Origin of the sequence: Trichocoleus sp. ST-U2 (assembly GCF_039961875.1) — a bacterium.
Lineage (GTDB): Bacteria > Cyanobacteriota > Cyanobacteriia > Cyanobacteriales > FACHB-T130 > FACHB-T130.
In genome coordinates this window covers 251,871-274,438 of the sequence record NZ_JAMPJY010000001.1, presented here as the reverse complement: position 1 = coordinate 274,438, position 22,568 = coordinate 251,871, and the positions used below count along the sequence as shown (strand labels likewise).

Annotated in this window: 13 protein-coding genes; 6 read left to right on the top strand and 7 right to left on the bottom strand. The window is 49.8% G+C overall.

The features are described 5' to 3' along the window. Positions 1-10: 10 nt before the first annotated feature. From NC996_RS01050 to rpsT, 5 genes are all read right to left on the bottom strand, one after another. A complete protein-coding gene (locus tag NC996_RS01050) occupies positions 11-4,084 on the bottom strand; it encodes a DNA-directed RNA polymerase subunit beta' (protein ID WP_190425182.1) in 4,074 nt (1,357 codons plus the stop codon). 225 nt (positions 4,085-4,309) lie between these two features. Beyond that, the gene (locus NC996_RS01045) at positions 4,310-6,187 is read right to left on the bottom strand and encodes a DNA-directed RNA polymerase subunit gamma (protein WP_190425180.1); all 1,878 of its coding nucleotides are present in this window, start codon (positions 6,185-6,187) and stop codon (positions 4,310-4,312) included. Positions 6,188-6,279: 92 nt separating this feature from the next. Beyond that, positions 6,280-9,597, bottom strand: a complete 3,318-nt coding sequence (gene rpoB / locus NC996_RS01040; RefSeq protein WP_190413949.1) for a DNA-directed RNA polymerase subunit beta — start codon at positions 9,595-9,597, stop codon at positions 6,280-6,282. 736 nt (positions 9,598-10,333) lie between these two features. Beyond that, on the bottom strand, positions 10,334-11,134 hold the full coding sequence (locus tag NC996_RS01035; RefSeq protein WP_190414142.1) for a YchF/TatD family DNA exonuclease: 801 nt from the start codon (positions 11,132-11,134) through the stop codon (positions 10,334-10,336). A gap of 114 nt (positions 11,135-11,248) precedes the next feature. After that, entirely contained in the window at positions 11,249-11,581 is a 333-nt protein-coding gene (gene rpsT / locus NC996_RS01030) for a 30S ribosomal protein S20 (RefSeq protein WP_190425173.1), read from the bottom strand. A gap of 204 nt (positions 11,582-11,785) precedes the next feature. Between rpsT and hisD the strand changes: the two genes are divergently transcribed. From hisD to NC996_RS01015, 3 genes are all read left to right on the top strand, one after another. After that, entirely contained in the window at positions 11,786-13,093 is a 1,308-nt protein-coding gene (gene hisD / locus NC996_RS01025) for a histidinol dehydrogenase (protein WP_190413946.1), read from the top strand. A gap of 19 nt (positions 13,094-13,112) precedes the next feature. Beyond that, positions 13,113-13,538, top strand: coding sequence for a universal stress protein (locus tag NC996_RS01020; protein WP_190683389.1), 426 nt, complete (start codon positions 13,113-13,115; stop codon positions 13,536-13,538). A gap of 513 nt (positions 13,539-14,051) precedes the next feature. Continuing rightward, the gene (locus NC996_RS01015) at positions 14,052-16,664 is read left to right on the top strand and encodes an NACHT domain-containing protein (RefSeq protein WP_190683386.1); all 2,613 of its coding nucleotides are present in this window, start codon (positions 14,052-14,054) and stop codon (positions 16,662-16,664) included. Here NC996_RS01015 and NC996_RS01010 read toward each other — a convergent pair. Continuing rightward, the gene (locus tag NC996_RS01010; protein WP_190683383.1) at positions 16,653-16,826 is read right to left on the bottom strand and encodes a hypothetical protein; all 174 of its coding nucleotides are present in this window, start codon (positions 16,824-16,826) and stop codon (positions 16,653-16,655) included. The genes NC996_RS01015 and NC996_RS01010 overlap by 12 nt on opposite strands. Positions 16,827-17,126: 300 nt before the next feature. On the opposite strand from NC996_RS01010, the gene NC996_RS01005 reads away from it, so the two are divergent. Next, a complete protein-coding gene (locus tag NC996_RS01005; protein ID WP_190683380.1) occupies positions 17,127-18,071 on the top strand; it encodes a DUF928 domain-containing protein in 945 nt (314 codons plus the stop codon). A 273-nt stretch (positions 18,072-18,344) separates the two neighbouring features. Here NC996_RS01005 and NC996_RS01000 read toward each other — a convergent pair whose 3' ends face one another. Continuing rightward, positions 18,345-18,728, bottom strand: a complete 384-nt coding sequence (locus NC996_RS01000; protein WP_190414613.1) for a hypothetical protein — start codon at positions 18,726-18,728, stop codon at positions 18,345-18,347. Positions 18,729-19,155: 427 nt separating this feature from the next. Here NC996_RS01000 and hslO point away from each other — a divergent pair, with 427 nt between their 5' ends. Both hslO and NC996_RS00990 read left to right on the top strand, forming a co-directional pair. Further along, positions 19,156-20,055: an Hsp33 family molecular chaperone HslO gene (gene hslO, locus NC996_RS00995; RefSeq protein ID WP_190434191.1), complete on the top strand. Its 900-nt coding sequence runs from the start codon at positions 19,156-19,158 to the stop codon at positions 20,053-20,055. 204 nt (positions 20,056-20,259) lie between these two features. Next, positions 20,260-22,521 carry a chromosome segregation ATPase gene (locus NC996_RS00990; RefSeq protein ID WP_190683377.1) on the top strand — a complete coding sequence of 754 codons (2,262 nt, stop codon included), beginning with the start codon at positions 20,260-20,262 and terminating at the stop codon, positions 22,519-22,521. Positions 22,522-22,568: the final 47 nt, after the last annotated feature.

Sequence of the window (22,568 nt, the reverse complement as noted above, 5' to 3'; positions counted from 1 at the left end):
TCATTACTCTCTAGTCGTCGTCCTCAAAGTCGTCGTCATCCTCAACATCGTCAATGAGGTCGTCGTCATCATCAAGAACTGGAGAGATAGCACCGCCCATTCCATAAGTAGGCCGTTCTTCAAATCCAAGACCTGGGCTGTAAGCACGAGCTGTTCGGTCATCCAGCACCACGTCCAGCGCGTCCTCCTCAACATCCAGTCCGGAACCGAAGCCAGATGCTGACATATCAACATCTGAGCTGATGCTGTCCTCATAGGCATTGAACCCGGTTCCTGCCGGAATCAGTCGCCCAATGATCACATTCTCCTTCAGACCGCGCAGCCAGTCAGATTTGCCTTCAATTGCTGCTTCGGTGAGAACCCGCGTCGTTTCCTGGAAAGATGCCGCAGAAATAAAGCTATCTGTATTCAGCGATGCCTTGGTAATCCCCAGCAACATCGGCGTATATTGCGCCGGTGCCCCGCCAGTAATTGCCATCGCTTCATTCACTTGCTCAATCTGCCGCAGTTCCACCAACTCTCCCGGCAGCATCGTGGTATCGCCGCCATCATCCACCCGGACTTTCGAGGTCATCTGGCGCACAATCACCTCAATATGCTTATCAGAAATATCAATCCCCTGAGATTGATAAACCGACTGCACTTCATTCACCAGGAAAGTCTGAACCTTCTGCAACGCCATCAGCGCCGCTTCGTAGACTCCCATCGTTTCCCGGTAATGCTCAAAGAAAATCTCTAGAATTTCATGGGGGTTGGCAGGACCATCGGTTAGCGCCTCCGCAGTCTCTACAACCATGTCATCTCCCACAATGACGTTCTGTCCGGGGCCGAGGGGATAGTCAGCCACGACGCCGTCCGATTCAATGACTTTAATCTCCTCTGCGTCCTGCTGAGGTCCGTAAACGACCTGAGCCGTTCCCGAACGCCGTGCCAAAATACACGCTTCTTTTGGCTTCCGTGCCTCCAGCAGTTCTTCAATACGTGGCAAACCTTGGATGATATCCCCAGTTTTCGCCCGCTCAAAGACTAGCAGCACTAGGTTGTCACCCCGCTGCACCAAGTCTCCATCATCGATATGCAAGACGGCTCCGGAAGACACGCGATAAGGACGAGCCAGACGCATCTGGATCGAATCCTCCAAGATGGCGGAAATTTGACCCGACTCTGGGGCAAGTACGCCAGAGGCGATCTCAGTCCCTGCTACTAACAGCGCTCCCACTTTTACGGTGGGTTTAGCGCCTTTCGTGTCAACACTTATCCGGTCGGTATCCCGAACCAGCAGCACCCGGCGAATCGAGGCTTCTCCAGCGCGAATCCCCCGGACTTCTCCGGCATCCTTGCACTGAATTTCCGTGCGAGCCACAACGGCTCCTGGCTCGATCTGCTGACCGTCAGTCACCATAATCCGTGTATGGGTACTGCCAGAAAGTGGATCTGCCGCTGTATCCCGACGAATCACCAGAGATTCCGAAACCAAGAGCTGTAAACGCATTTCTGAAGTCCGAGGCGAAAGTTCAGAACTTACGGTTGAAAGCGCGGAGCTTTCTTCGTCGTCCTTGCCTTTTGCTTCAACTCCCTTTCCTTCAATTGGCAGCAACTCAATATCCGCCGCCAGTAGTTCTAAAGCACCAAGGCTCTCGGAACTGCTCTCACTTTCAGTTCCATAGCCAATTTCCAGAACCAATTGCGTCCGCAGCAGTTCCAGCCCTCCGATGGACTTCACCCGTTCCCCATCTTTGTAAGGAAGCCGCTGAACTGCCCGCAGCTCAATCTTGTAACGTCCCCTTCCAGAAATAGAAGCTTGAGACGGTACGCTCGGCTCATCGGGAACGTGAAACTCAGTCACCGGACGCAGCAACAATGCAGGGCCTTCAGGGGTTTCCACAAATTCGGTATAACGCAACTCGCTAACCGTCAGCCCTGGCATAACTTCCTGTCCGGGATAGAACAGCGATCCATCTGTTCCCATCACTGCTTCTGGGTCATCGACCAAATGTAGTTCACCGGGCTTAATCACGATTTCCCGTAGGATATCGTTTTTCTGGGTTACTTCCACTATCCCAGCTGTTTGACAGAAGATATCTTTGACGACCTCTGTCATGGCTTCTACGTATTGACCGTCTTCCACTTGCAGGAGGGAGATATCCTTGTTCACTTCATGGGATTCTTCTGGAATCCACAGCAAGGTGCCGCCTTTGATGACTTCGTATCCTTGTTTTGCCTTGGCTTTTTTGGCAACTTCCACACCGGCGTATTTGATAATTCCCCCGGTCTGGGTGTTATAGCGATCGTCAATTAAATCGGCTACTACCTGGTGGTTTTGAACTTTTGTCCCTGGGGTGGCCTTCAGGGAAAAGCGCTGATTGTCGGCGGTATAAATTACATAATGGTCGCGGCCTTGAGTCGCTTCCATTCGCACCCGTGCTTGGTCTAACAGCACGCTAGCGGTGATAATTTCAATTTCTCGTCCCCGCGAACCAGCGTCATCAGCTTTTAGCCGGACGACACCACCATGCTCGCTCACCAACTTGGTTTCTGCGAGTACGTCGTTGCGATCCACCACTTTACCGTTCTGCACGACGGCTTCGGCACCTGGAGGTAGGTTGTAAACTTCTCCAGACAAAATCCACAACAAACCACCCCGCGCCGCAATCCGGGTGGTGTTCCCCTGGCGGTCGGTTTTTTCTTCTGGAAGCAGACCTTCAAACTTCACTTCGCCTGCCAGGTCAGTGGTAACGTCTTTGGCGGCTTTTTCTGTATGGGCGCGAGTGGAAGAAGCGATCGCAACTTCACCCAATAGCTGTTCTGCCGTTACCGTGCTGCCATTAACACAGTACAGGGTGGAATTTTGAGTGAGCGGAATCGAGATTTGCTCCTGAGTGCTGTCTACCGGATCGAGAATCAATTCCGCATTGGTCGATTCCACTAGCAAGGCATCTTCCCCGTGCCGCGTCCGCAGTCCCCGCGTCCGCATCCCTCGGCTGAAGCGCACTTTGGCGGTCATCGGCGCACGGACTTGTCGCGCGACTTCGCCAGTGAAGACGCCGCCAGTGTGGAACGTCCGCATGGTGAGCTGGGTGCCTGGTTCGCCAATCGACTGAGCGGCAATAATTCCCACCGCTTCCCCCAGATCCACGAGATGCCCGTGGGCGAGGCTCCAGCCGTAACAATGTTGACACACGGAACGGGCGGCTTCGCAGGTCAGGGGCGATCGCACGAAAACTTCTTCTATCCCAGCCTTAACAATGTTCAGCCCCATTTCTTCTGACATCGGCTGATTGCGGGGCATGACCACTTCCCCCGTGGTGGGATGAACCGCATCTTCTACTAAAACGCGACCCAGCAGGCGATCGGACAAAGGAATCAGCACCCGATCGTCCGAAGTCATGCTGCGTAAGCGAATCCCTCGCTGGGTGCCGCAGTCCACTTCCCGAACAATTACATCCTGAGACACATCCACCAGGCGGCGGGTAAGATAGCCGGAATCCGCTGTACGTAGAGCGGTATCTACCAATCCCTTCCGTGCCCCATAAGACGAGATAATATATTCCGTGACGGTCAAACCTTCCCGGAAATTCGTCTTAATTGGCAGACCAATAATCTCTCCCTGGGGGTTTGCCATCAATCCACGCATTCCCACCAGCTGACGCACCTGAGAAATATTTCCCCGCGCCCCAGAAAACGCCATCATATAGACCGAATTCAGGGGATTTTTTTGTCTAAAGTTGCGAACCACCTCATCCTTTAGGGCTTCGCTGGTACTATTCCAGGTATCGATAACCTTTTGGAAGCGCTCCACCTCGGTGATTTCGCCCCGCGTGTAGCGTGCTTCTGTAGAGCGAATTTCAGTTTCGGCAGCGTCCAGCAACTGCCGTTTAGAATCCGGCACCTGCAAGTCATCCACACTAATCGAGACACCCGCTTTAGTCGCGTAGTGGAAGCCCAAATCTTTCAGGCGGTCTGCCATTTGGGAGGTGCGGGCACTACCGAAATGCGTAAATGCCCAGGCAACCAGTTTCTTCAGTTGCCCTTTGTCCACCATCCGATTATGAAAAATATTTTTGATTTCTGGTTGCTCTGCCATAAGTTAGGACTGAGGTATAAGGACTGTTAGCGTAGCGGCGCTCTACTCGCAAAACGAGTATTTAAAGAAGACTGAGCAATGAGGCGTATTCGCGTAGGGCCATTCAACTCGCGGACTGAGCGAACACAGAACAAGCCAACACAAAACACCGGAGCGAGGACGTGAGTGAGGAGGAAAGTCAAAACTCTTTGCCCAGCCCTCAATCACTCCGTCCTCAACACTGATTTATATTGCCAATGCCTCTTGAATCGTCTTATTGTAGATAATTCGACCGGGCGTCGTCCGAATGTATTGGGTCAAGACGTTTCCTTCCTTGTCTTGCCGCACTCGACGGAAGTTGTAGGTTGTCCAGACGGTGCCATCAGCTAAGGTTTCCACCTTTTCCGGCTCCGCATCCGGTTTATCATTCTCTACTATCCCGTCAAAGCGCACCCAGATGTAGGCGTGTAAATCTACCGCAGACTGCTCATAGGCTAAGAGCGCATCATCCAAGCTGGCGAAATAACCTCCAGCACCCTTGGTCGCTGCTGGGTTTTCTGCCGTTAGGTAATAGCAGCCTAATACCATGTCTTGGCTAGGCGTTACAATGGGTCGGCCCGTCGCTGGAGAGAGGATGTTATTAGAAGCCAGCATCAGTAACCGCGCTTCTGCCTGAGCCTCCAAAGAAAGCGGTACGTGAACCGCCATCTGGTCGCCATCGAAGTCCGCGTTGAACGCCGGACATACCAGTGGGTGCAGCTGAATTGCTCGACCTTCTACCAGAATTGGCTCAAACGCTTGAATCCCTAAACGGTGCAGCGTTGGTGCCCGGTTTAGCATTACCGGGTGTCCGGCAATTACTTCCTCTAGCACGTCCCACACAGAGGCATCCCCGCGCTGAATCAGCTTCTTGGCTGCCTTGATATTATTGACTAGTCCGCCGCGAATCAGCCGGTGAATTACAAACGGTTGGAATAACTCAATTGCCATTTCTCGTGGCAAGCCGCATTGGTGGATTTTTAGCTTTGGTCCCACCACAATTACAGAACGTCCGGAGTAATCCACTCGCTTACCCAACAGGTTTTGCCGGAAGCGTCCCTGCTTACCTTCAATAATGTCTGACAGAGATTTCAGGGGCCGATTATTGGCACCTACTACCGTCCGTCCCCGACGACCATTATCAATGAGCGCATCCACGGCTTCTTGCAACATCCGCTTCTCGTTGCGAACAATGATTTCCGGTGCCAAGATTTCTTGGAGCCGTGCTAAGCGGTTGTTGCGGTTAATTACCCGGCGATACAAGTCATTCAAGTCAGAAGTGGCAAATCTGCCGCCATCCAGCTGCACCATTGGACGCAAATCTGGCGGAATTACCGGAATCACCGACAGCACCATCCACTCTGGCTTAGAACCAGTCGCGATGAAGTTGTCAATCACTCTCAAGCGCTTAATCAGTTTCGCCCGCTTCTGACCCTTAGCATTGGCAATTTCCTCTCGTTGGGACTCAGCCTCTGCTTCCAAGTTAATGTCCTGCAAGAGACGTTGCAGCGCCTCAGCACCAATTCCCACCTCGACACCTTGCAGGGTAGAATCTTCGCTATAGAGCTGCTCCTCAATTTCCAGCCACTGATCTTCCGTCAGCAACTGCTTGTAACTGAGATTCTCCGCATTGCCAGGACTGAGTACCACATAGGCATTGAAATAGACAATCTGCTCCACATCCCGCAGGGGCATATCCAGCAGAATCGACATATAGCTGGGAATGCCCTTGAGATACCAAACGTGAGCCACAGGTGCCGCTAGCTTAATGTAGCCCATACGGTGACGACGCACCCGCGATTCTGTCACTTCTACGCCGCAGCGTTCGCAGACAATACCTCTGTGGCGCACCCGCTTGTACTTGCCGCAGTGGCATTCCCAATCTTTTGCGGGGCCAAAAATGCGCTCGCAGAAAAGGCCATCCATTTCTGGTTTGAGCGTCCGGTAATTGATCGTTTCGGGTTTCGTGACCTCACCCACCACTTGACCATTGGGCAGGTTTCTTTGCCCCCAGTCCTGAATTCGCTTTGGCGATGCCAGAGCAATTTTGACGTAGTCAAACCGCTGTTCTAGCTGATGTCTCATCTGTCGCTGCGCTCCAATTAAAAATTAAAAATGAAAAATTAAAAATTAAAGAATTCCTAATTTCTAATTTTTAATTTTTCATTTTTTATTGATTAAACTTCGTCTTCTTCCAGTTCCTCGCGGCTGAGAGATTCATAGGTGGGTCGCGTCGGCGTCCGGCGATTTGACACATCCGCCATCAAGTCAACCTCTACGTGTCCCGTGGTTCCGTCCTCGGTCGTCTCCACCTTATGGACGGCAATATCTAAACATAGAGATTGCAGTTCTCGCATCAACACCTTGAACGATTCTGGTGTTCCCGGTCGCGGAATCGCCTTGCCTTTCACGATCGCATTCAGCGCTTCGTTCCGCCCCTGCATATCGTCGGATTTCACCGTCAGCAACTCCTGCAAAATGTAGGCAGCGCCAAAAGCTTCCAGCGCCCACACTTCCATTTCGCCAAATCGCTGTCCGCCCTGCTGCGCTTTGCCTCCCAAGGGTTGCTGCGTCACCAAAGAGTAGGGTCCCGTAGAACGGGCGTGGATCTTGTCGTCTACCAGGTGTACTAGCTTCAGCATATACGCCTTGCCCACGGTAATCGGACGGTCAAAGGCTTCCCCAGTACGCCCATCAAAAACTCGGAGCTTTCCGGCTTCATCAGGATTAAACAGCCAGTTCTTCCCGGTCTTCTTCCTCGCCTCCTCCAACTTGCCATGCACCGATTCGCGGCTCTTTTCTGCTCCGTGCATTTCGTCGAAGGGAATCACTTTGAAGCGGACATTTAAGTTCTCACCAGCCCATCCCAGCAAGCACTCAAACACCTGCCCCACATTCATCCGTGAGGGCACTCCGAGTGGATTGAGCACGATGTCCACGGGGGTTCCATCTGGCAGGTAAGGCATATCTTCGGCGGGCAATATCCGGGAAATAATTCCCTTATTACCGTGCCGTCCCGCCATCTTGTCGCCCACTTGGATTTTGCGCTTCTGCGCGACGTAGACACGCACCACCATGTTCGCTCCGGGGGGCAGTTCGTCGCCCTGTTCGCGGGTGAAGACGCGCACGTCTACCACGCGCCCTTTCTCTCCGTTGGGCACTCGCAGGGAGTTGTCCCGTACATCCCGCGCCTTTTCACCGAAAATTGCCCGCAGCAGTTTCTCTTCCGGTGGCTGGTCGGATTCCCCTTTGGGCGTCACCTTTCCTACCAGAATGTCCCCAGCTTCTACCCAGGCTCCAATTCGGATAATCCCGGTTTCATCCAGGCTTCGCAAGCTATCTTCCCCGACGTTAGGAATTTCCCGCGTAATTTCTTCGGGTCCTAGCTTGGTTTGCCGTGCCTCGATTTCGTACTTCTCAATGTGGATGCTGGTGTAGACATCGTCGTAAACCAGCCGTTCGCTGATTAAGATCGCGTCCTCGTAGTTGTAGCCTTCCCAAGGCATATACGCTACCAGGATATTCTGCCCCAAAGCCAGTTCGCCCCCTTCGGTAGCAGAACCGTCGGCAAGTACCTGTCCGGCAACGATGCGATCGCCTTCATACACTAAGGGTCGCTGATTCAAGCAGGTATCTTGGTTTGAGCGCTGATACTTCTGCAACTCATACTCGATCTGCGGTCCGTTGGGTTCCCCAGTTTCGTCGAAACTCCGCACTGCGATCCGCGTCGCATCCACAAAGGTGACTTCCCCGTCGTATTTGGCAACCACGACCATCCCGGAGTCCCGCGCCGCCTGGGCTTCCAAGCCAGTCCCGACTAGGGGTCGCTCTGGCTTCAATAACGGCACTGCCTGCCGCTGCATGTTCGATCCCATCAACGCTCGGTTGGCATCGTCGTGTTCCAAAAAGGGAATCAACGATGTGGCAACCGAAATAATCTGCACCGGGGACACCGCTACATAATCCACCATGTCGGGTGTCGTGGTGGTGAAATCTTGGCGATATCTCACCGCTACCGATTCTCCCAAGATCCATCCATCCACATCCATCGGGATGTCCCCTGGCGCGACTTGCAGATCGTCTTCCTCATCTGCCGTCATATATACCGGCGCTTGTTCCTTGAGTACCCGTCCGTTTTCTACCTTCCAGAACGGCGTCTCTACAAATCCATAGGCATTCACCCGCGCATGAGTTGCCAAAGAGCCGATCAATCCAGCGTTCGGTCCTTCTGGCGTCTCAATCGGGCAAATCCGCCCGTAGTGGCTCGGATGAATATCCCGCACGGCGAACCCTGCGCGTTCCCGCGTTAGTCCTCCCGGACCTAACGCTGAGAGTCGCCGCTTGTGAGTCAATTCCGCTAAGGGATTTGTCTGATCCATAAACTGGGACAACTGGGAGGAGCCGAAAAACTCCTTAATCGCCGCTACCAAAGGCTTCGGGTTTACCAAAGAAGCGGGTGTTAGGGTTTCGGCATCCGAAACGGTCATCCGCTCCCGGATAATCCGCTCTAAGCGGTTCAAGCCGACGCGCACTTGGTTTTGCAACAGTTCGCCCACCGAGCGCACTCTTCGGTTGCCCAAGTGGTCGATATCATCGGTAATCCCGATGTCATATTCCAAGTTGATCAGGTAGTCTACTGCTGCCAGAATATCGGTCGGGGTCAGCACCCGCACTGTATCCGGCACGGAGAGCCGCAGCTTCTTGTTCAGCTTATAGCGACCGACTCGGCCCAGGTCGTAACGCTTCGGATCGAAGAAGCGCGATTCCAACAACTGCTGTCCGCCAGAAACCGTTGGTGGTTCACCGGGTCGTAGTTTCCGATATAGCTCCATGAGCGCTTCTTCTTCGGAAAACTGCCCTTCTTTCTCAATGGTCTTCTGGAAATATTCTGGGTGACGCAACGCATCAAAAATCTCGGAGTCGGAAAGCCCCAAGCTCTTGAGTAATACCTGTGCCGACAGTTTGCGCGTCTTATCGATTCGTACCCACACCAAGTCGTTTTTATCGGTTTCAAACTTCAGCCACGCTCCCCGGTTGGGAATAAGAGAAGCTGAGTAGGTACGGCGTCCGTTTTTGTCGGTTTCCGATTTGTAATAAACTCCAGGGCTTCGCACGATTTGGTTAACGATCACCCGCTCGGCACCATTAATAATAAATGTGCCTCGGTCGGTCATTAGGGGCAAATCGCCGATGAAGACTTCTTGCTCTTTAATCGTCCCGTCTTCTTTATTAATGAGCCGCGTCGGAACGTACATTTGTACGGCATAGCTTGCGTCCCGACGCTTGGCTTCATCTACATCGTACTTGGGTCGCTTGAGTTTGTAGTCTTTGCCCAAGAAGTGCAACTCCAGCTTGCCGGTGTAATCGGTAATCGGCGAAAAGCTGTTAAGTTCCTCAATCAGACCTTCTTCCAGGAACCAGCGGAAGCTGGCTCGCTGAATTTCTACCAGGTCTGGCAACATATAAGCAACTGGAGTGGAGGTCTGATTAGTCATGCTTTTCCTCTTGCAAAAGAATTCAGGAATTACCTGTCGTAAGGGTGGGTTTAAGAAGAATGCCAGTGGGGAGACCCGACTTCCCAATCAACCCGATCGTCTAGAACTCAAAAGTCATCCGTTAGTAAGGATGAATCCTGAATTGATTCGTCCTCCATCGTTGATGGTTTTGAATTCGTCCTTCATCTTTAGATCCTTCCCATCTAGCGGGATGGAATTCGTGCCAAAGTAAGCAGTAGCGGCGAAGTATGCCTCACTCGTCCCCAAAGACAAGCGATTGGCAAGAACAAAATGAGCCGTTTAGTCCCCACTAGCAGGGAAGGAAACGTCTCAGGGTTGTTTTTCGTTGGTTTTATACGCGAACCAGCAGTTCGCTTTGGCTTGTTTGCTCAAAGATAATATTTAGTGCTTCTTTACCAGGTATAAGGACAGTGATTGCAGGGGTATGAAGTCTGTTTAGGTGGAGCAGGCAGCCATCCCAGTTTGCTCGCAAGAATTCTGTTCATAGAGGGTCTTTTAAATATTATGTCGCAAATTGACTTTCTTTGTTGACACCCACCTCTAAATTGGGGTAATGAAACCCAGGGGGGAGAAAAGAGATTTGCCGCCAAAAGTTATTGCCTTCGGGGGATGGATGTCTCTGTCGTGGTTCTCCCTGCCTTTCCAGTGTTTACAGCACTCAGAACGGGTACGGTACGCGGCACGCGGCATGGATAAAAGCCCTTACAATTGGGCACTAAATCGCAGCACAAGGCTGAGGTACGGAAAGTCGAAACAGATTACAGGCATTCTGGGTGGTTTGCGTGGCTAGAGTCGCTAAAGAGACCCCCCTCAGATGGGCAACACACTCTGCGACATATCGGACGTAGGAAGGTTCGTTACGTTTGCCACGCTTGGGAACGGGTGCGAGGAAGGGGCAGTCGGTTTCAATTAGGAGGCGATCGCTGGGGATTCTCCTCGCCGATTCCTGAACTTGAGTGGCGTTTTTAAACGTCACGATGCCGCTGATACTAATATAGAAACCCAAATCCAAGAACCATTGCATTTCTTCCGGAGTACCCCCCCAGCAGTGCATGACGCCCCGCACAGGACCCGTGCGCTTCCAGAAATCTTGCAACAGTTCGTGCATGGTCGCAGCAGCATCTCGGCAATGAATAATTACAGGCAAATCAAGTTGCTGCGCGATCGCTAGCTGTGCTTCAAATACTTCTATTTGCCGCTCCCTATCTTCCGCTTTATAAAAATCCAGACCCATTTCGCCAATTGCTACCACTCGCTGGTCAGAACTCGCCAGCGAACGAATTTGTTCGGCAGTTTCTGATGCCCACTTCTCGGTATCGAGGGGATGTAACCCCACGGCGAAGTAAAGTTCTGGAAATCGGTTTGCCAGTGATTGAATGCTTGAAAACTCCGTAGGTTCCACGCACGAATGCACCAGCCGAACGACCCCCGCTTCGCACCACCGAGCTTTAATCTCTTCTAGATCGGACTGGAAGAGATCGAAGTTTATATGGACGTGGGTATCGAACAACTGTATCTGTTCAGTCATTGGTCATCAAGCATTGGGTAGTGGGTAACGGGTAGTGGGAATTCTACCTACCACCGCTTTCGATAAACAACTGACTGCTGACTACTGACGAGCGGCTAGCCGCTAGGAAGCAGAAGCATCCGACGAAGCCGGGGTTGAAGTTTCTGGCTGGGGCTGCGCGCGTTTGAGCGCCTTAGCGAGATTGGATTTTTTCCGGGCACCGTTGTTGGTATGCAACACCCCCCGCTTTACCGCTTTATCAATCTTGCTGTAGACCTCTGACATCCGCCGCTGTACTTCTTGCAGCGATTCCGCAGTGGGGTTGGCTGCGTGGGTTTGGACGGCTGCAAGATAACTCTTCATCAGCGTTTTTACGGCTGATTTATAGGTCTTGTTACGCAGCCGGTTGCGTTCGGCTACTTGGACTCGCTTTAGGGCTGACTTAGTATTGGCCACAGTCTTGAAGAAAACTCTGTACAGTTAACAAACAGAACTAGATAGATTAATATACCATCTCTCCATAAATTATAGCGATCCCTTGAAAAATCCAGGTTAAGCTATAGAAACGAGTACAGGGAATAGGCTGCCTCATCCCTTGAGATGAGGATAGTGATATACCTGAACTCAGGCGGGTAATTCCTAGATGGTGATTCCGACTCCATGCTGCGAATCATTACTCAGGTATCTGAGGCAAGAACTGAACTGCGGCGTATCTGCGATCGCACCCATGACGACCAGATTGTTCATAAAGAGGCAACTGTTCGGGAAGTCTTACAGGCTGTGAAGCGCCAGGGCGACAAAGCTCTGCTGCACTACACGGCTGAATTCGATCGACAAACTTTGAATTCCGAACAGCTGCGCGTTAGTGGCTCAGAACTGGATGCTGCCTATCAACAGGTGTCCCAGGAGTTACTCAACGCGATTCAACTGGCACGTCAACAAATAGAAGCATTCCACCGGCAGCGCGTCCCGAAATCTTGGGTTCAATTTGGGGACGATGAGATTGTTTTGGGGAAGCGTTACACGCCGGTAGATCGAGCAGGGCTTTACGTTCCTGGCGGTCGAGCGTCCTATCCAAGTACGGTATTAATGAACGCCATCCCTGCGAAGGTAGCGGGTGTGCCGAGAATTGTCATGGTGACGCCACCAGGGCAAGAAAAAACGATTAATGCCGCGGTGCTAGTGGCAGCCCAGGAAGCTGGGGTGCAAGAAATTTATCGGATTGGCGGCGCTCAAGCGATCGCGGCTTTGGCTTATGGCACCGAAACCATTCCTAAGGTAGATGTCATCACTGGTCCCGGTAATATCTACGTCACCCTGGCGAAAAAGCTCGTATATGGCACCGTGGGCATTGACTCGCTGGCAGGGCCTTCTGAGGTACTGATTATTGCCGATGAAAACGCCAATCCCGTCTATGTGGCGGCAGATATGTTGGCGCAAGCGGAACACGATCCGATGGCAGCAGCAATTCTCCTGACAACAGAAGCTGGGTTGGCGAAGAAAGTACAGCTAGAAGTAGAACGTCAATTGGAAGATCATCCGCGACGGCTACTGACAGAGAAAGCGATCGCTCATTACGGTTTAATTGTGGTGGTTGACTCTCTATTGGTTGCTGCTGACCTCTCCAACGAGTTCGCCCCCGAACACTTGGAACTGGAAGTCCAAGAACCCTGGGACCTGCTGGAAAAAATTCGCCACGCGGGTGCTATCTTCTTGGGTTCCTCAACACCCGAAGCTGTGGGAGACTACTTAGCAGGGCCGAATCACACGCTGCCTACCTCCGGCGCTGCCCGTTACGCTTCAGCTCTAGGAGTTGAAACGTTTCTGAAACACTCCAGTCTGATTCAGTACTCGCCGACAGCGCTCCAGAAGTTTGGCAACGCTATCCAGATTCTTGCCCAAGCCGAGGGTTTGACTTCCCACGCTGATTCCGTGCGGCTGCGAATCGAGAAGAGGTCTGACGAATAACGAATAAGGAGATTTTGGGGTGCTAAAAATTATTCTGGTGGCTCTCGACAGTTCAGAGCTTTCGGAGGGAGTGATTCAGTCCCTGGAAGAACTCCAACTACAGCCAACGACCAAAATCATCCTTTCCCATGTGATTCCTTCTTCGGGGTCTGAGGTGGAAATTGCTGTTGATAAGCCTCATGCCTGTCCGGAGGATCTGCCCTATCGGCAGATTGAAAAGCAGATGGAATCTTATCAGGCTGCTCTACCCTGCCACAGCGAACTAGAAATCGTCACTGGCGACCCCGCTGAAGAAATAATCCGACTTGCAAATATTTATCAAGCTGACTTGATTGTGATTGGCAGTCGGGGTTTAACAGGTGTGAAGCGAATTATAGAGGGGTCTGTCAGCAGTGAAGTTGTTGCTGATGCCCCTTGTTCTGTGCTGGTGGTGAAGCAGGCATAAAAATAAGAAAAGCAGAAGCCCTGGCGGATAGAATTCGCGACTATACAGACAAAACTTGCCTACGCAGGTTTTAGCATGATTAATTATTCTTAGTCCGTTCAGGCGGACTTTTTTTATTTAGCCGCGCATTCCATTTGCTGGATAGATTGAATGCTAATTAAGAGAATTATTCAGGCTCAGATTCTATATTCTGAGACCCTGAATTATCCTTGATGTCAGCCTTACCCTTTTCTTTTTCCTTCGATGAATTTGAAGTAACTGGTTGCGGTTCTGATTGGAAGAACTGTTCTAAGCCAGGAATTACATACTGAAAACCGTCCATAAACGTGCCTCTTTAACTTAGTTTGGAGTGCTGGATTTAGCATTAATTTCAGCCTAAGAGGAACTTTGTATAATTCCTAGCCCCTAATACTTTCTAGTAAACTAGAAGAATTCTTCTAGTTGAGGTTGGCTAAGTAATAGGTTAGTTTCGTAATCAAGAAGCTGAGAACCTGTCGAGACTGCGATCGCGTTATGGAATTCTGGGATGGTTGGGATAATTTTCTAAAAGTCATAGCCTCTGACCACAACCTGACTGTGGAGCAAAAAGCGGTTTTCTTGGTCAGATTTGCTCGGCAGAACATCGATAAGAAAAATCAGGATGTTGCAGATGAAGTTATAGGAGGTGAACCTGCAAAGGCTCTTCGAGCCTATGACAAGCGTATGAAGGACATATTCGGTAAGCTTGCAGAGAGTTTTCCTGAAGTTAAGTCTGAGGATAAAGGCAAGGTTAAGAGAGTGCAAGCTTACCTGGAAAAAGCGTATTTAGAACAACAGCAAAACAAAGATACTGAGGCTGGTAGTGCGATCGCGTCTCATGACTGGACAAAAATTTGCCGCGATATGCTGGAGTCTCAGAAACTAAACATCAGACGACAAGCTACCGAGGTAGTTTCTAAAGCATTTTATGTAGAGCTGGGATTAGTCGAGCGCAAACACCAACCCAGACGTAGCGGCGATTTCTCTGTTTCACCAGAGCAAGGATCGGGTTTTTTCCAGCTACATGAGGAAGAAATCACCCAAACTTATGAGCATCACGAGTTTCTAGAGCAGGTCATTAAGCAGGGACAAAGTAAAAAGAGCCAAGGAAAACGCATCGCTATTATTGGCGAACCGGGAGCGGGGAAAACTACTCTGCTCGAAGCGATCGCATTCTCTCCAAAAACACCAGGTTTCCCAATATGGGTTTCTCTAGGAAGTTTAAGAGATAAAAGTTTAGAAAACTACGTGCGTGAGAATTGGCTAAAAGATGCGCTTAAAACTTCAAATGTCACACAACAGCAGAAAGCGCTAGAAGAACTGTTTAAAAGTGGTGAAGTGTTGCTGCTGTTGGATGGAGTGGATGAAATGCCAGCATCTTCACCCGTCGAAGCTTTAGCCAAACTCAGGGAAGAACTCACAGGCTGGGTTGCTGATGCGCGAACTGTGCTAACTTGTCGGCAAAATGTCTGGGATGCAAGTGTTAATGCTTTACCAGGTTTTGATACTTATCGCACCTTAGACTTTAGCTATGAGGAAAGTAATAAACCAGATCAGGTGAGACAATTTCTCTGGGAGTGGTTCTCCCAAACTGACAAGCCAGAACTAGGGGAACGGTTACGGGAAAAGCTAGATGAAGACAGACATCAGCGCGTCCGAGATTTAGTCAAAAACCCACTACGATTGTCGTTACTGTGCCAAAGTTGGTATTTTCGCCAAGGCGATTTACCAAAAACTAAAGCCGCGCTTTACGAGCAATTTACGCGAGCTTTCTATGATTGGAAACAAGAACAATTTTCCACAACTGAGACAAAGCGGAAGGAGTTAAACACGGCGCTGGGACTGTTGGCACAGGAAGCAATTGATAAAGAAAAATCCCGGTTTGGAATAAGAGAGGGTTTTGCGATCGATGTCATGGGGGAAGACTTATTTAAGTTAGCTTCTAAGCTACATTGGCTGGTTGAGGTCTACAAAGATATAGACACTGGTAAACCTGTCTACGCCTTCTTTCATCCCACCTTTCAGGAGTATTTCGCAGCTTGTGCGATTGATAATTGGCACTTTTTCATGAACCACATCTTCCAAAACCCTAAAGATTCCAAAGCAAGTTATCGCATTTTTGAGCCGCAGTGGAAAGAAGTGATTATGCTGTGGTTAGGTCGAGAGGTAGATAAGGAGTTTAAGAGACAAAAAGAGGCGTTTATTGATGCGTTGGTAGAATTTCCGGATAGGTGCGGCTATTTTTATAGTTATAAGGCATATTGTTTAGCTGCTGGGGGGATTGCAGAGTTTTGGGACTGTAAACGAGCTGATGGTATTTTAACTCAAATTTTCCAGTGGGGATTTGGCAATCACAATGGGGAAGGACAAAAGGAGCACTATCTTATTGAAAATGCAGCGAGAAAAGTATTTGAAGAAACTGATCGCACTAGAGCTATTAATCTTTTAACCCAGTTAATCTCAGATGCAGAAGAAGTTACCCATACAGTACAAGGAGTGCAATTTCATCTTCGTTCGGATGCGGACAACACTTGGGAAGCTGCACGTATTCTCATAAAAATTGACCCTGGCAATCAACTAGGTGAGCGGGTTCTAGCTAATACCGAGAGCTTGATGCTAGCGATTGGTTTGGAGAAAGATGAAGTTATGTGCCTATCGAGAGGATTGCCGTTTCAGGGTAAGCCTAGGCGAATAAATCTCACAATGGAACCTGAAAGCTTAGATGCTATTCGTGCCATCAACAAGGAGTTTGAAAATTTCAAAAATCAAGTTAATTATCAGTCCCTAGGAAATGGGAATCAGGAATATTTAGATAAAGTAAATTCTTACTTCATTGAAAAATTAACTGATTTGCTAACCACTAGCAAAGATTTAGCATTTTGTATGGAGCTTGTACGAAAGTTACAGGAAATCGATAGATGCAGTATGCTTTCCGTAGTGGTTAAATGTTTGAAAAATTTCCTGCAAGGAAAGACCGATGAAGATGATTATAGCTGCAACTGGCAATCCTACGAAGTAGTCTGGCACTGCGCTCAAAATATGACTTACCCAGACTTTTATCAAGCTTGGCACGGTGACTCTTCCGCAGTTCAAGCTTTAGAAAACTAACTCATCAATATCTCCTTTCAGATTCAATCCACTGAAAATATCTATCCCATTGCTATCGACACTCAATCTCTGAAAATTGAGGCAAACACAAGTGCGATCGCTCTTTCTTTGTTCGCAGGCGATCGCAACCCTCTTGTCAACATCCAATCTTTGAGAAGTCAAAAGTCAGCAACAGCAATCCAAATTTGTCGGTACTGCTTCTCAACTGGTGGCAACTGCTAGTGCTGAAGAACTCATGTCCGCTTCCAGCACTTAGCTTGCAAAAGTGAGTGCAAACTGAGCGATGAGTTGAGATTGTAGCATTCTGTATTTGCTTTTAAATTAATGAAGAAACTCACCCATCCTATCCAGGGCAAATTTCCGACAAATAGGCTCAGTAGCGTCATGCTCAAAGAGTGCCAACAGCAGACCGAAGTTTATCAAGTTTTGATAGAGTAATAAAAATTACAACAAATACCCGGATTGCAGTACGGGATCTGGAAACTGCGATCGCCAAATGGTCGTCTAAAAATTTATTGGCATTACATCATTTGTAGATTTATGGTGATTTCCCGTAAATTAGGGACGAAGGTAGCAGGAAGTGCATCACTGATTTTGATACAGTTTCTCGGTTTGATAGAATTTCCCCTCAATTCTCTATTGAGCCGCCTATCAATTGATTTAGGGTTTAGCTCAACCGCTTATGCAGATGTTGTGCCGAAAACGCCAACAGGTTCTGGTTACGAGCCGGGTGATGTGGGTGTTCCCGGAGGCACCATTGGAACGGGAACGCGAGTTCGTTATCAGCCACCCGATGATGGAATGATTCCCAGAGGCGGTACCAGAGGCGTTGACGAATCGCCAATAGAATGCTCTGAGTCTCAGCCTACATCTGTGACTTTGTTGGCTCCTACGACTCATACCGGATTGACTGCATCAGGTCATCCCATCTTTTACTGGTACTTGTCGGGCACCCAATCGGTACCGCTTGCTTTTACACTGGTTGAGCCAGGAGTATCTAAGCCAATTATTGAGCAAACAATTCAAACACCCAAGGCGGGGATTAATCAACTCCAGATGTCCAAAGAGTTGCCAGAACTGGTTCCAGGACGGGAATATCTATGGACAGTCACTCTGAAGTGCAATCCGAAACGACGTTCTGAAGATCAGATTGCTCAAGGCTGGATTAAGCACGTACCCGCAACACCTGCTCTAGAGAAACAACTGGCAGCTGCGCGATCGCAGATTGGCAAGGCAGCAATCTATGCTCGATCAGCATACTGGTATGACACTCTAGGCGTAATTTTAGCCGCCCATGCTACTTCCCCTAAGGATCGGTTAATCCGCCAGGAGTTTCTATCGCTCTTAGAGCAAATTGGACTGACAGAGGTGAAAGAGCAAGAACAACAACGGTTGGTAAGGCAGTAGCTAGGTCATCCAACATAAATTTAAAATTGTCTTTGCCTGAATAAAAACCCGTTTTCTGGTAGAAAACGGGTTTCTTTTATTCCACAGAGTGAAGGCAAAAGTGTTTGTAAATAAGCCACTGAAGAATCTACCTTCTCTGTCTCTCTTACTCAGTTTGTGTTCGTGTTAGTCTTTAATAGCGATCGCGCGATTCCCAAACATGAAAATCGTTCTTCTAGCCACCCTTCAGCCCTCAGTCCTCAGTCCTCAGTCCTCATCCCTCAGCCCTCAGTTCTAAGATCGGGATGCTAGAAATTCTCGCAAGCGCAGCAAACTGAGTGTTTGCCCCAAACTCAGCGACAGTAGAGATACTCCTTCTAGACGTGACTGTACCCAATGTTCTCCCCAGTACCACTCGTGATAACCGTCAATTCCTTGACTCAAGAGCAGGCGCAGACAGTTGGGTTGAGCCACTTCCACTTGGTGTTGTATCGCCACTGGCCCCACCCAACTGGTGTAAATTAACCCCTCAGACAGTTGTTCCGGTAGCCCTGCGGAAAGGCGCAGGGGCCACAACCACTGGCTTTGCTGGCTGGGGCGAAGCAGACTGTCGCCGATGGCTGCTGCGGGGGAATTTACTTCTATTCTAAGATGGCTTTGTTGAAAGTTTCCTAGCATAAACAGTTGCGGTTTCTTTGTTATTAGTTGTTACTGGTACAGAAGTTTCTATTTACTGTTCCTAATCTTAATGTAATCGTTTTTCTTGAGAGTAGCGGCTAAATAGTCCTGGCAGCTAAGAATTATCATGCATACTCTAAATTTAGATTTGCATCAACAACAAAAGAATAATTTTAATATAATATCTGTTTTTAAATTAGCTAAAACAACATAAAAAATGATTTTTAAAAATGTTAATTATATTTCAATCCTTATTTTTAGCCTGTTTATCCATCTGTGCCTGATAGAAGATTCAGGTTCTTATCTCTTATTTGAAAAACTAGCTGTTTTTGGCGGTTCTGATAATTAGCACCGCAAATACCACCTCACTATTAACTGCCATGCCTACAATAAAAGTATAGTGTGTTAAGAAATGTAAGGTCTTTTCATGGCTGATCAGTTAATCCGTGCCACGGCGGCAGAGGGTGGAATTCGCGCCGTTGGGGTCATTACCACACGCCTCACACAAGAAGCCAGACAGCGTCATAATCTTTCATACGTGGCAACCGCTGCACTGGGACGCACCCTGTCATCTGGGCTATTACTTGCCTCTAGCATGAAGCGAGAGGGGTCAAGGGTCAACATTCGCATAAAAGGAAATGGGCCACTCGGCGGGCTTCTCGTTGACGCCGGATTGGACGGAACCGCACGAGGGTATGTAGATAACCCAAGCGTGGAACTGCCCCCAAATGCCAAAGGAAAACTAGATGTCGGGGGAGCAATCGGTCGGGAGGGATACCTCTATGTCGTGCGCGATGTGGGATACGGCTACCCGTATTCGAGTACCGTTGAGCTGGTGTCGGGTGAAATTGGGGATGACGTTGCCCACTATCTGGTGACTTCCGAACAAACGCCCTCAGCACTAGCGGTGGGTGTATTTATAGAAGCGGGTACAGTCCGGGCTTCTGGTGGGTTGCTGGTGCAAGTCCTGCCCAAGGCGGCGAGCGACGAGAGCCTAGTGCAACTTTTGGAATCTCGAATGGAAGCACTGGCGGGATTTACACCCTTGTTACAGGCAGGCAAGACGTTGCCAGAAATTTTGGAGCAACTACTAGGAGATCTGGGTCTGGTCATCCTACCAGAAGTCCAGATGCTGCAATTTCACTGTGGTTGCTCGATGAGCCGTGTCTTGGGTGCTTTGAAGATGCTAGGCGAAGCCGAACTGCAAGACATGATTGAAAAAGATGATGGAGCCGAAGCGACTTGCCATTTTTGTGGAGAGGTTTACAACGCCAGCAGTGACGAATTGGCGGCGCTGATTGAGGATTTACGTGCCGAGTCTGTTTAGGAATCAGAAGTTAGAAGTCACAAGGTAAGAAAAAATTCTAGATTCTGTAGCTGAATTGAAAATTTCCTTGTGAATGATGAATTATAGATTTTGACTTCTGGATGAGAATATAGCTTTTTGCGGCTGAGGGGAGTAGGATTGCAACTACTGCCTGTGCTAAAAAGCATTCGTCCCAGGCGAAGCGCGTTGTGGTGTGAATAAGCTATGACTAGAAATCCCGAAATTCCAGATGGCGGGCGGAGCGGCAAGTCTTCAAATTCGGCTGGGTGGACATCCCAAAAACGAGTACCTGCGTCTGGGCGTCCGAGCGATCGCAAACCACACACGAGCGAGAACTCCTCTCAGCCCGTCCCCAGAAAAGCACCGCGTCCGGGGAAACAGCCACTTCCTCCACCAACGGATCGTCCTCAGCGTCCGGCGGGTAGTACTGCACCAGCAGAGGGGGGTCAGCAAATTCCGGCTACACTGCCGAACTCTCCGTCAGAAGCACCCAAGCCACCTCGACCTAAACGTTTTTTACGCTTGCCGACTAGCTGGGCATTCTGGGGCATCTTGGTGGTGCTGCTCTCTGGGGGGCTGGGTTTTACAGCGGTAGCGCTGTTGTTTAACCTGCCAGCGCTTCCCAACTGCCCAGCCATTTTTTGGCCTACGGCTTCGGCATCGCTGCGCCTCAGCTGCGCTCAGATAGCGGCTTCTAAGCAGACGGCAAAAGATTTGCTAGAAGCGATCGCGCTGGTGAATGGTTTGCCAGAAGATCACCCGCTACGCCCAGAAATTGACAAGCATCTGGAAGAGTGGTCGCGGGAGATTTTGAAATTGGGAGAGGAATCCTTCCAAGCGGGTCAATTGGCGGAAGCGATCGCAATGGCTCGCAAAATCCCCACGGGCGTACCAGCGTACAAGTTGGTGGATGAGCGCGTAAATCGCTGGCAATCCATCTGGTCGAAGGCAGAAGGCCTTTACAAAAAAGCCGAGGACGAGGTGCGCGAGTCTAACTGGACTCAGGCTTTTCGCGATGCCGTGCAACTGGTCTATATCGGCAATACCTACTGGGCAACAACCAAGTACGATCAACTGGTGAATCTAATTCAGTCGGCGCGGGAAGAAAGCGCCAAGTTGGATAAAGCGTTCCAACTTTCTAAGAGCGGAGGATTAGATAATCTGTTGGAGGCGATCAAACTGGCACAGGCAATTCCGCCCAGCAGTTTGGCATACAAGGAAGCTCAAGGCGCGGTGACAGAATTTGGGCGCAAATTAATCGATATGGCTCAAGAAGCGCTCGATCGAAAAGACTGGCAAACGGTCATCCTCATTACCAGTAAAATTCCCGAAAGCCTGAATTTACAAAGCGAAGCGCAAGATTTGAACGACTTGGCAAGTGCCCAGTCTCGCGCTCAGAAGGGAACGGTTTCAGATTTGGAAGATGCGATCGCCCTTGCCCAAAAACTAAATCCCGGACGCCCTCTATACGATAAAGCCCAGGATTTGATTGTTCGCTGGCAGCGAGAAATTGAAGATGTCGCCCATTTAGATCGGGCGCGTGAACTGGCAAAAGGGGGAACGGTCGGTGACTTAAGCGCAGCGATCGCGGAAGCACAACTGGTTCCCAGCACCAATCCCCGCTCCGCAGAAGCAAAATCTCTTGTCAATAACTGGACGAGTCAAATAGAGACGGTAGAAGATCGTCCCTATCTCGCTCGCGCCGATCAACTGGCAAGTTTGGGGGATATGAGTTCCCTGCAAGAAGCCATTAACGAAGCGAGTCAAGTGGGTCAAGGACGCGCTCTTTATACAGAAGCGAGGCGCAAAATCCGACAGTGGACTGACAAAATCGAGCGAATGCAAGACCAGCCTTATTTGGATCAAGCGACTGGTTTAGCGAATGCAGGGGATCTTTCCGGCGCGATCGCGGCAGCGGGACAGATTCAAGCGGGACGAGCGCTCTATCAAGAAGCTCAAGGCAAGATCCGACGGTGGCAAGACAGAGTTGAGCGGGTACAAGACCAGCCTTATTTGGATCAAGCGCAAGCTTTGGCGAGTTCGGGTAATCTTCCGGGGGCAATTACCGCAGCGGGACAAATTCGATCGGGACGAGCGCTCTACGGTGAAGCTCAGGAAAAAATTAAAAGTTGGCGGACAGAACTGCGATCGCAAGAGATTTTGCAGTCCGCTTATCAGTTAGCGAATCCAGGAACACCGGAAGCGATCGCGCAAGCAGTTCAAACGGCTCGTCAGGTGCGTAACTCGACGCGAGTCGGTGCTGAAGCTAGAGAGGTGATTAATCGCTGGAGCTATCAACTGTTGGCGATGGCACAGGATCAGGCTCGGAATGATGTACAAAGAGCGATCGCGATCGCCCAAAACATCCCCGATGGTTCATCTGCCTACACCGACGCTCAACGGGCAATCCAAGGTTGGAAACAAAGTCTAGAACCTCAGTCCCTGGAGAACTCACCTTCTTTTTAGTCATTAGTTGATTATTCGGTGTTTTGCCAAAATCTAAAAACTAATCG

What these genes read in the sequence shown, in the direction of transcription:
- hisD (WP_190413946.1), top strand. Translation starts at nt 11,786, where the DNA reads ATGCTGCGAATCATTACTCAGGTATCTGAGGCAAGAACTGAACTGCGG.
- NC996_RS00990 (WP_190683377.1), top strand. Translation starts at nt 20,260, where the DNA reads ATGACTAGAAATCCCGAAATTCCAGATGGCGGGCGGAGCGGCAAGTCT.
- NC996_RS01050 (WP_190425182.1), bottom strand. Translation starts at nt 4,084, where the DNA reads ATGGCAGAGCAACCAGAAATCAAAAATATTTTTCATAATCGGATGGTG.
- NC996_RS01000 (WP_190414613.1), bottom strand. Translation starts at nt 18,728, where the DNA reads ATGCTAGGAAACTTTCAACAAAGCCATCTTAGAATAGAAGTAAATTCC.
- NC996_RS01045 (WP_190425180.1), bottom strand. Translation starts at nt 6,187, where the DNA reads ATGAGACATCAGCTAGAACAGCGGTTTGACTACGTCAAAATTGCTCTG.
- NC996_RS01015 (WP_190683386.1), top strand. Translation starts at nt 14,052, where the DNA reads ATGGAATTCTGGGATGGTTGGGATAATTTTCTAAAAGTCATAGCCTCT.
- hslO (WP_190434191.1), top strand. Translation starts at nt 19,156, where the DNA reads ATGGCTGATCAGTTAATCCGTGCCACGGCGGCAGAGGGTGGAATTCGC.
- rpoB (WP_190413949.1), bottom strand. Translation starts at nt 9,597, where the DNA reads ATGACTAATCAGACCTCCACTCCAGTTGCTTATATGTTGCCAGACCTG.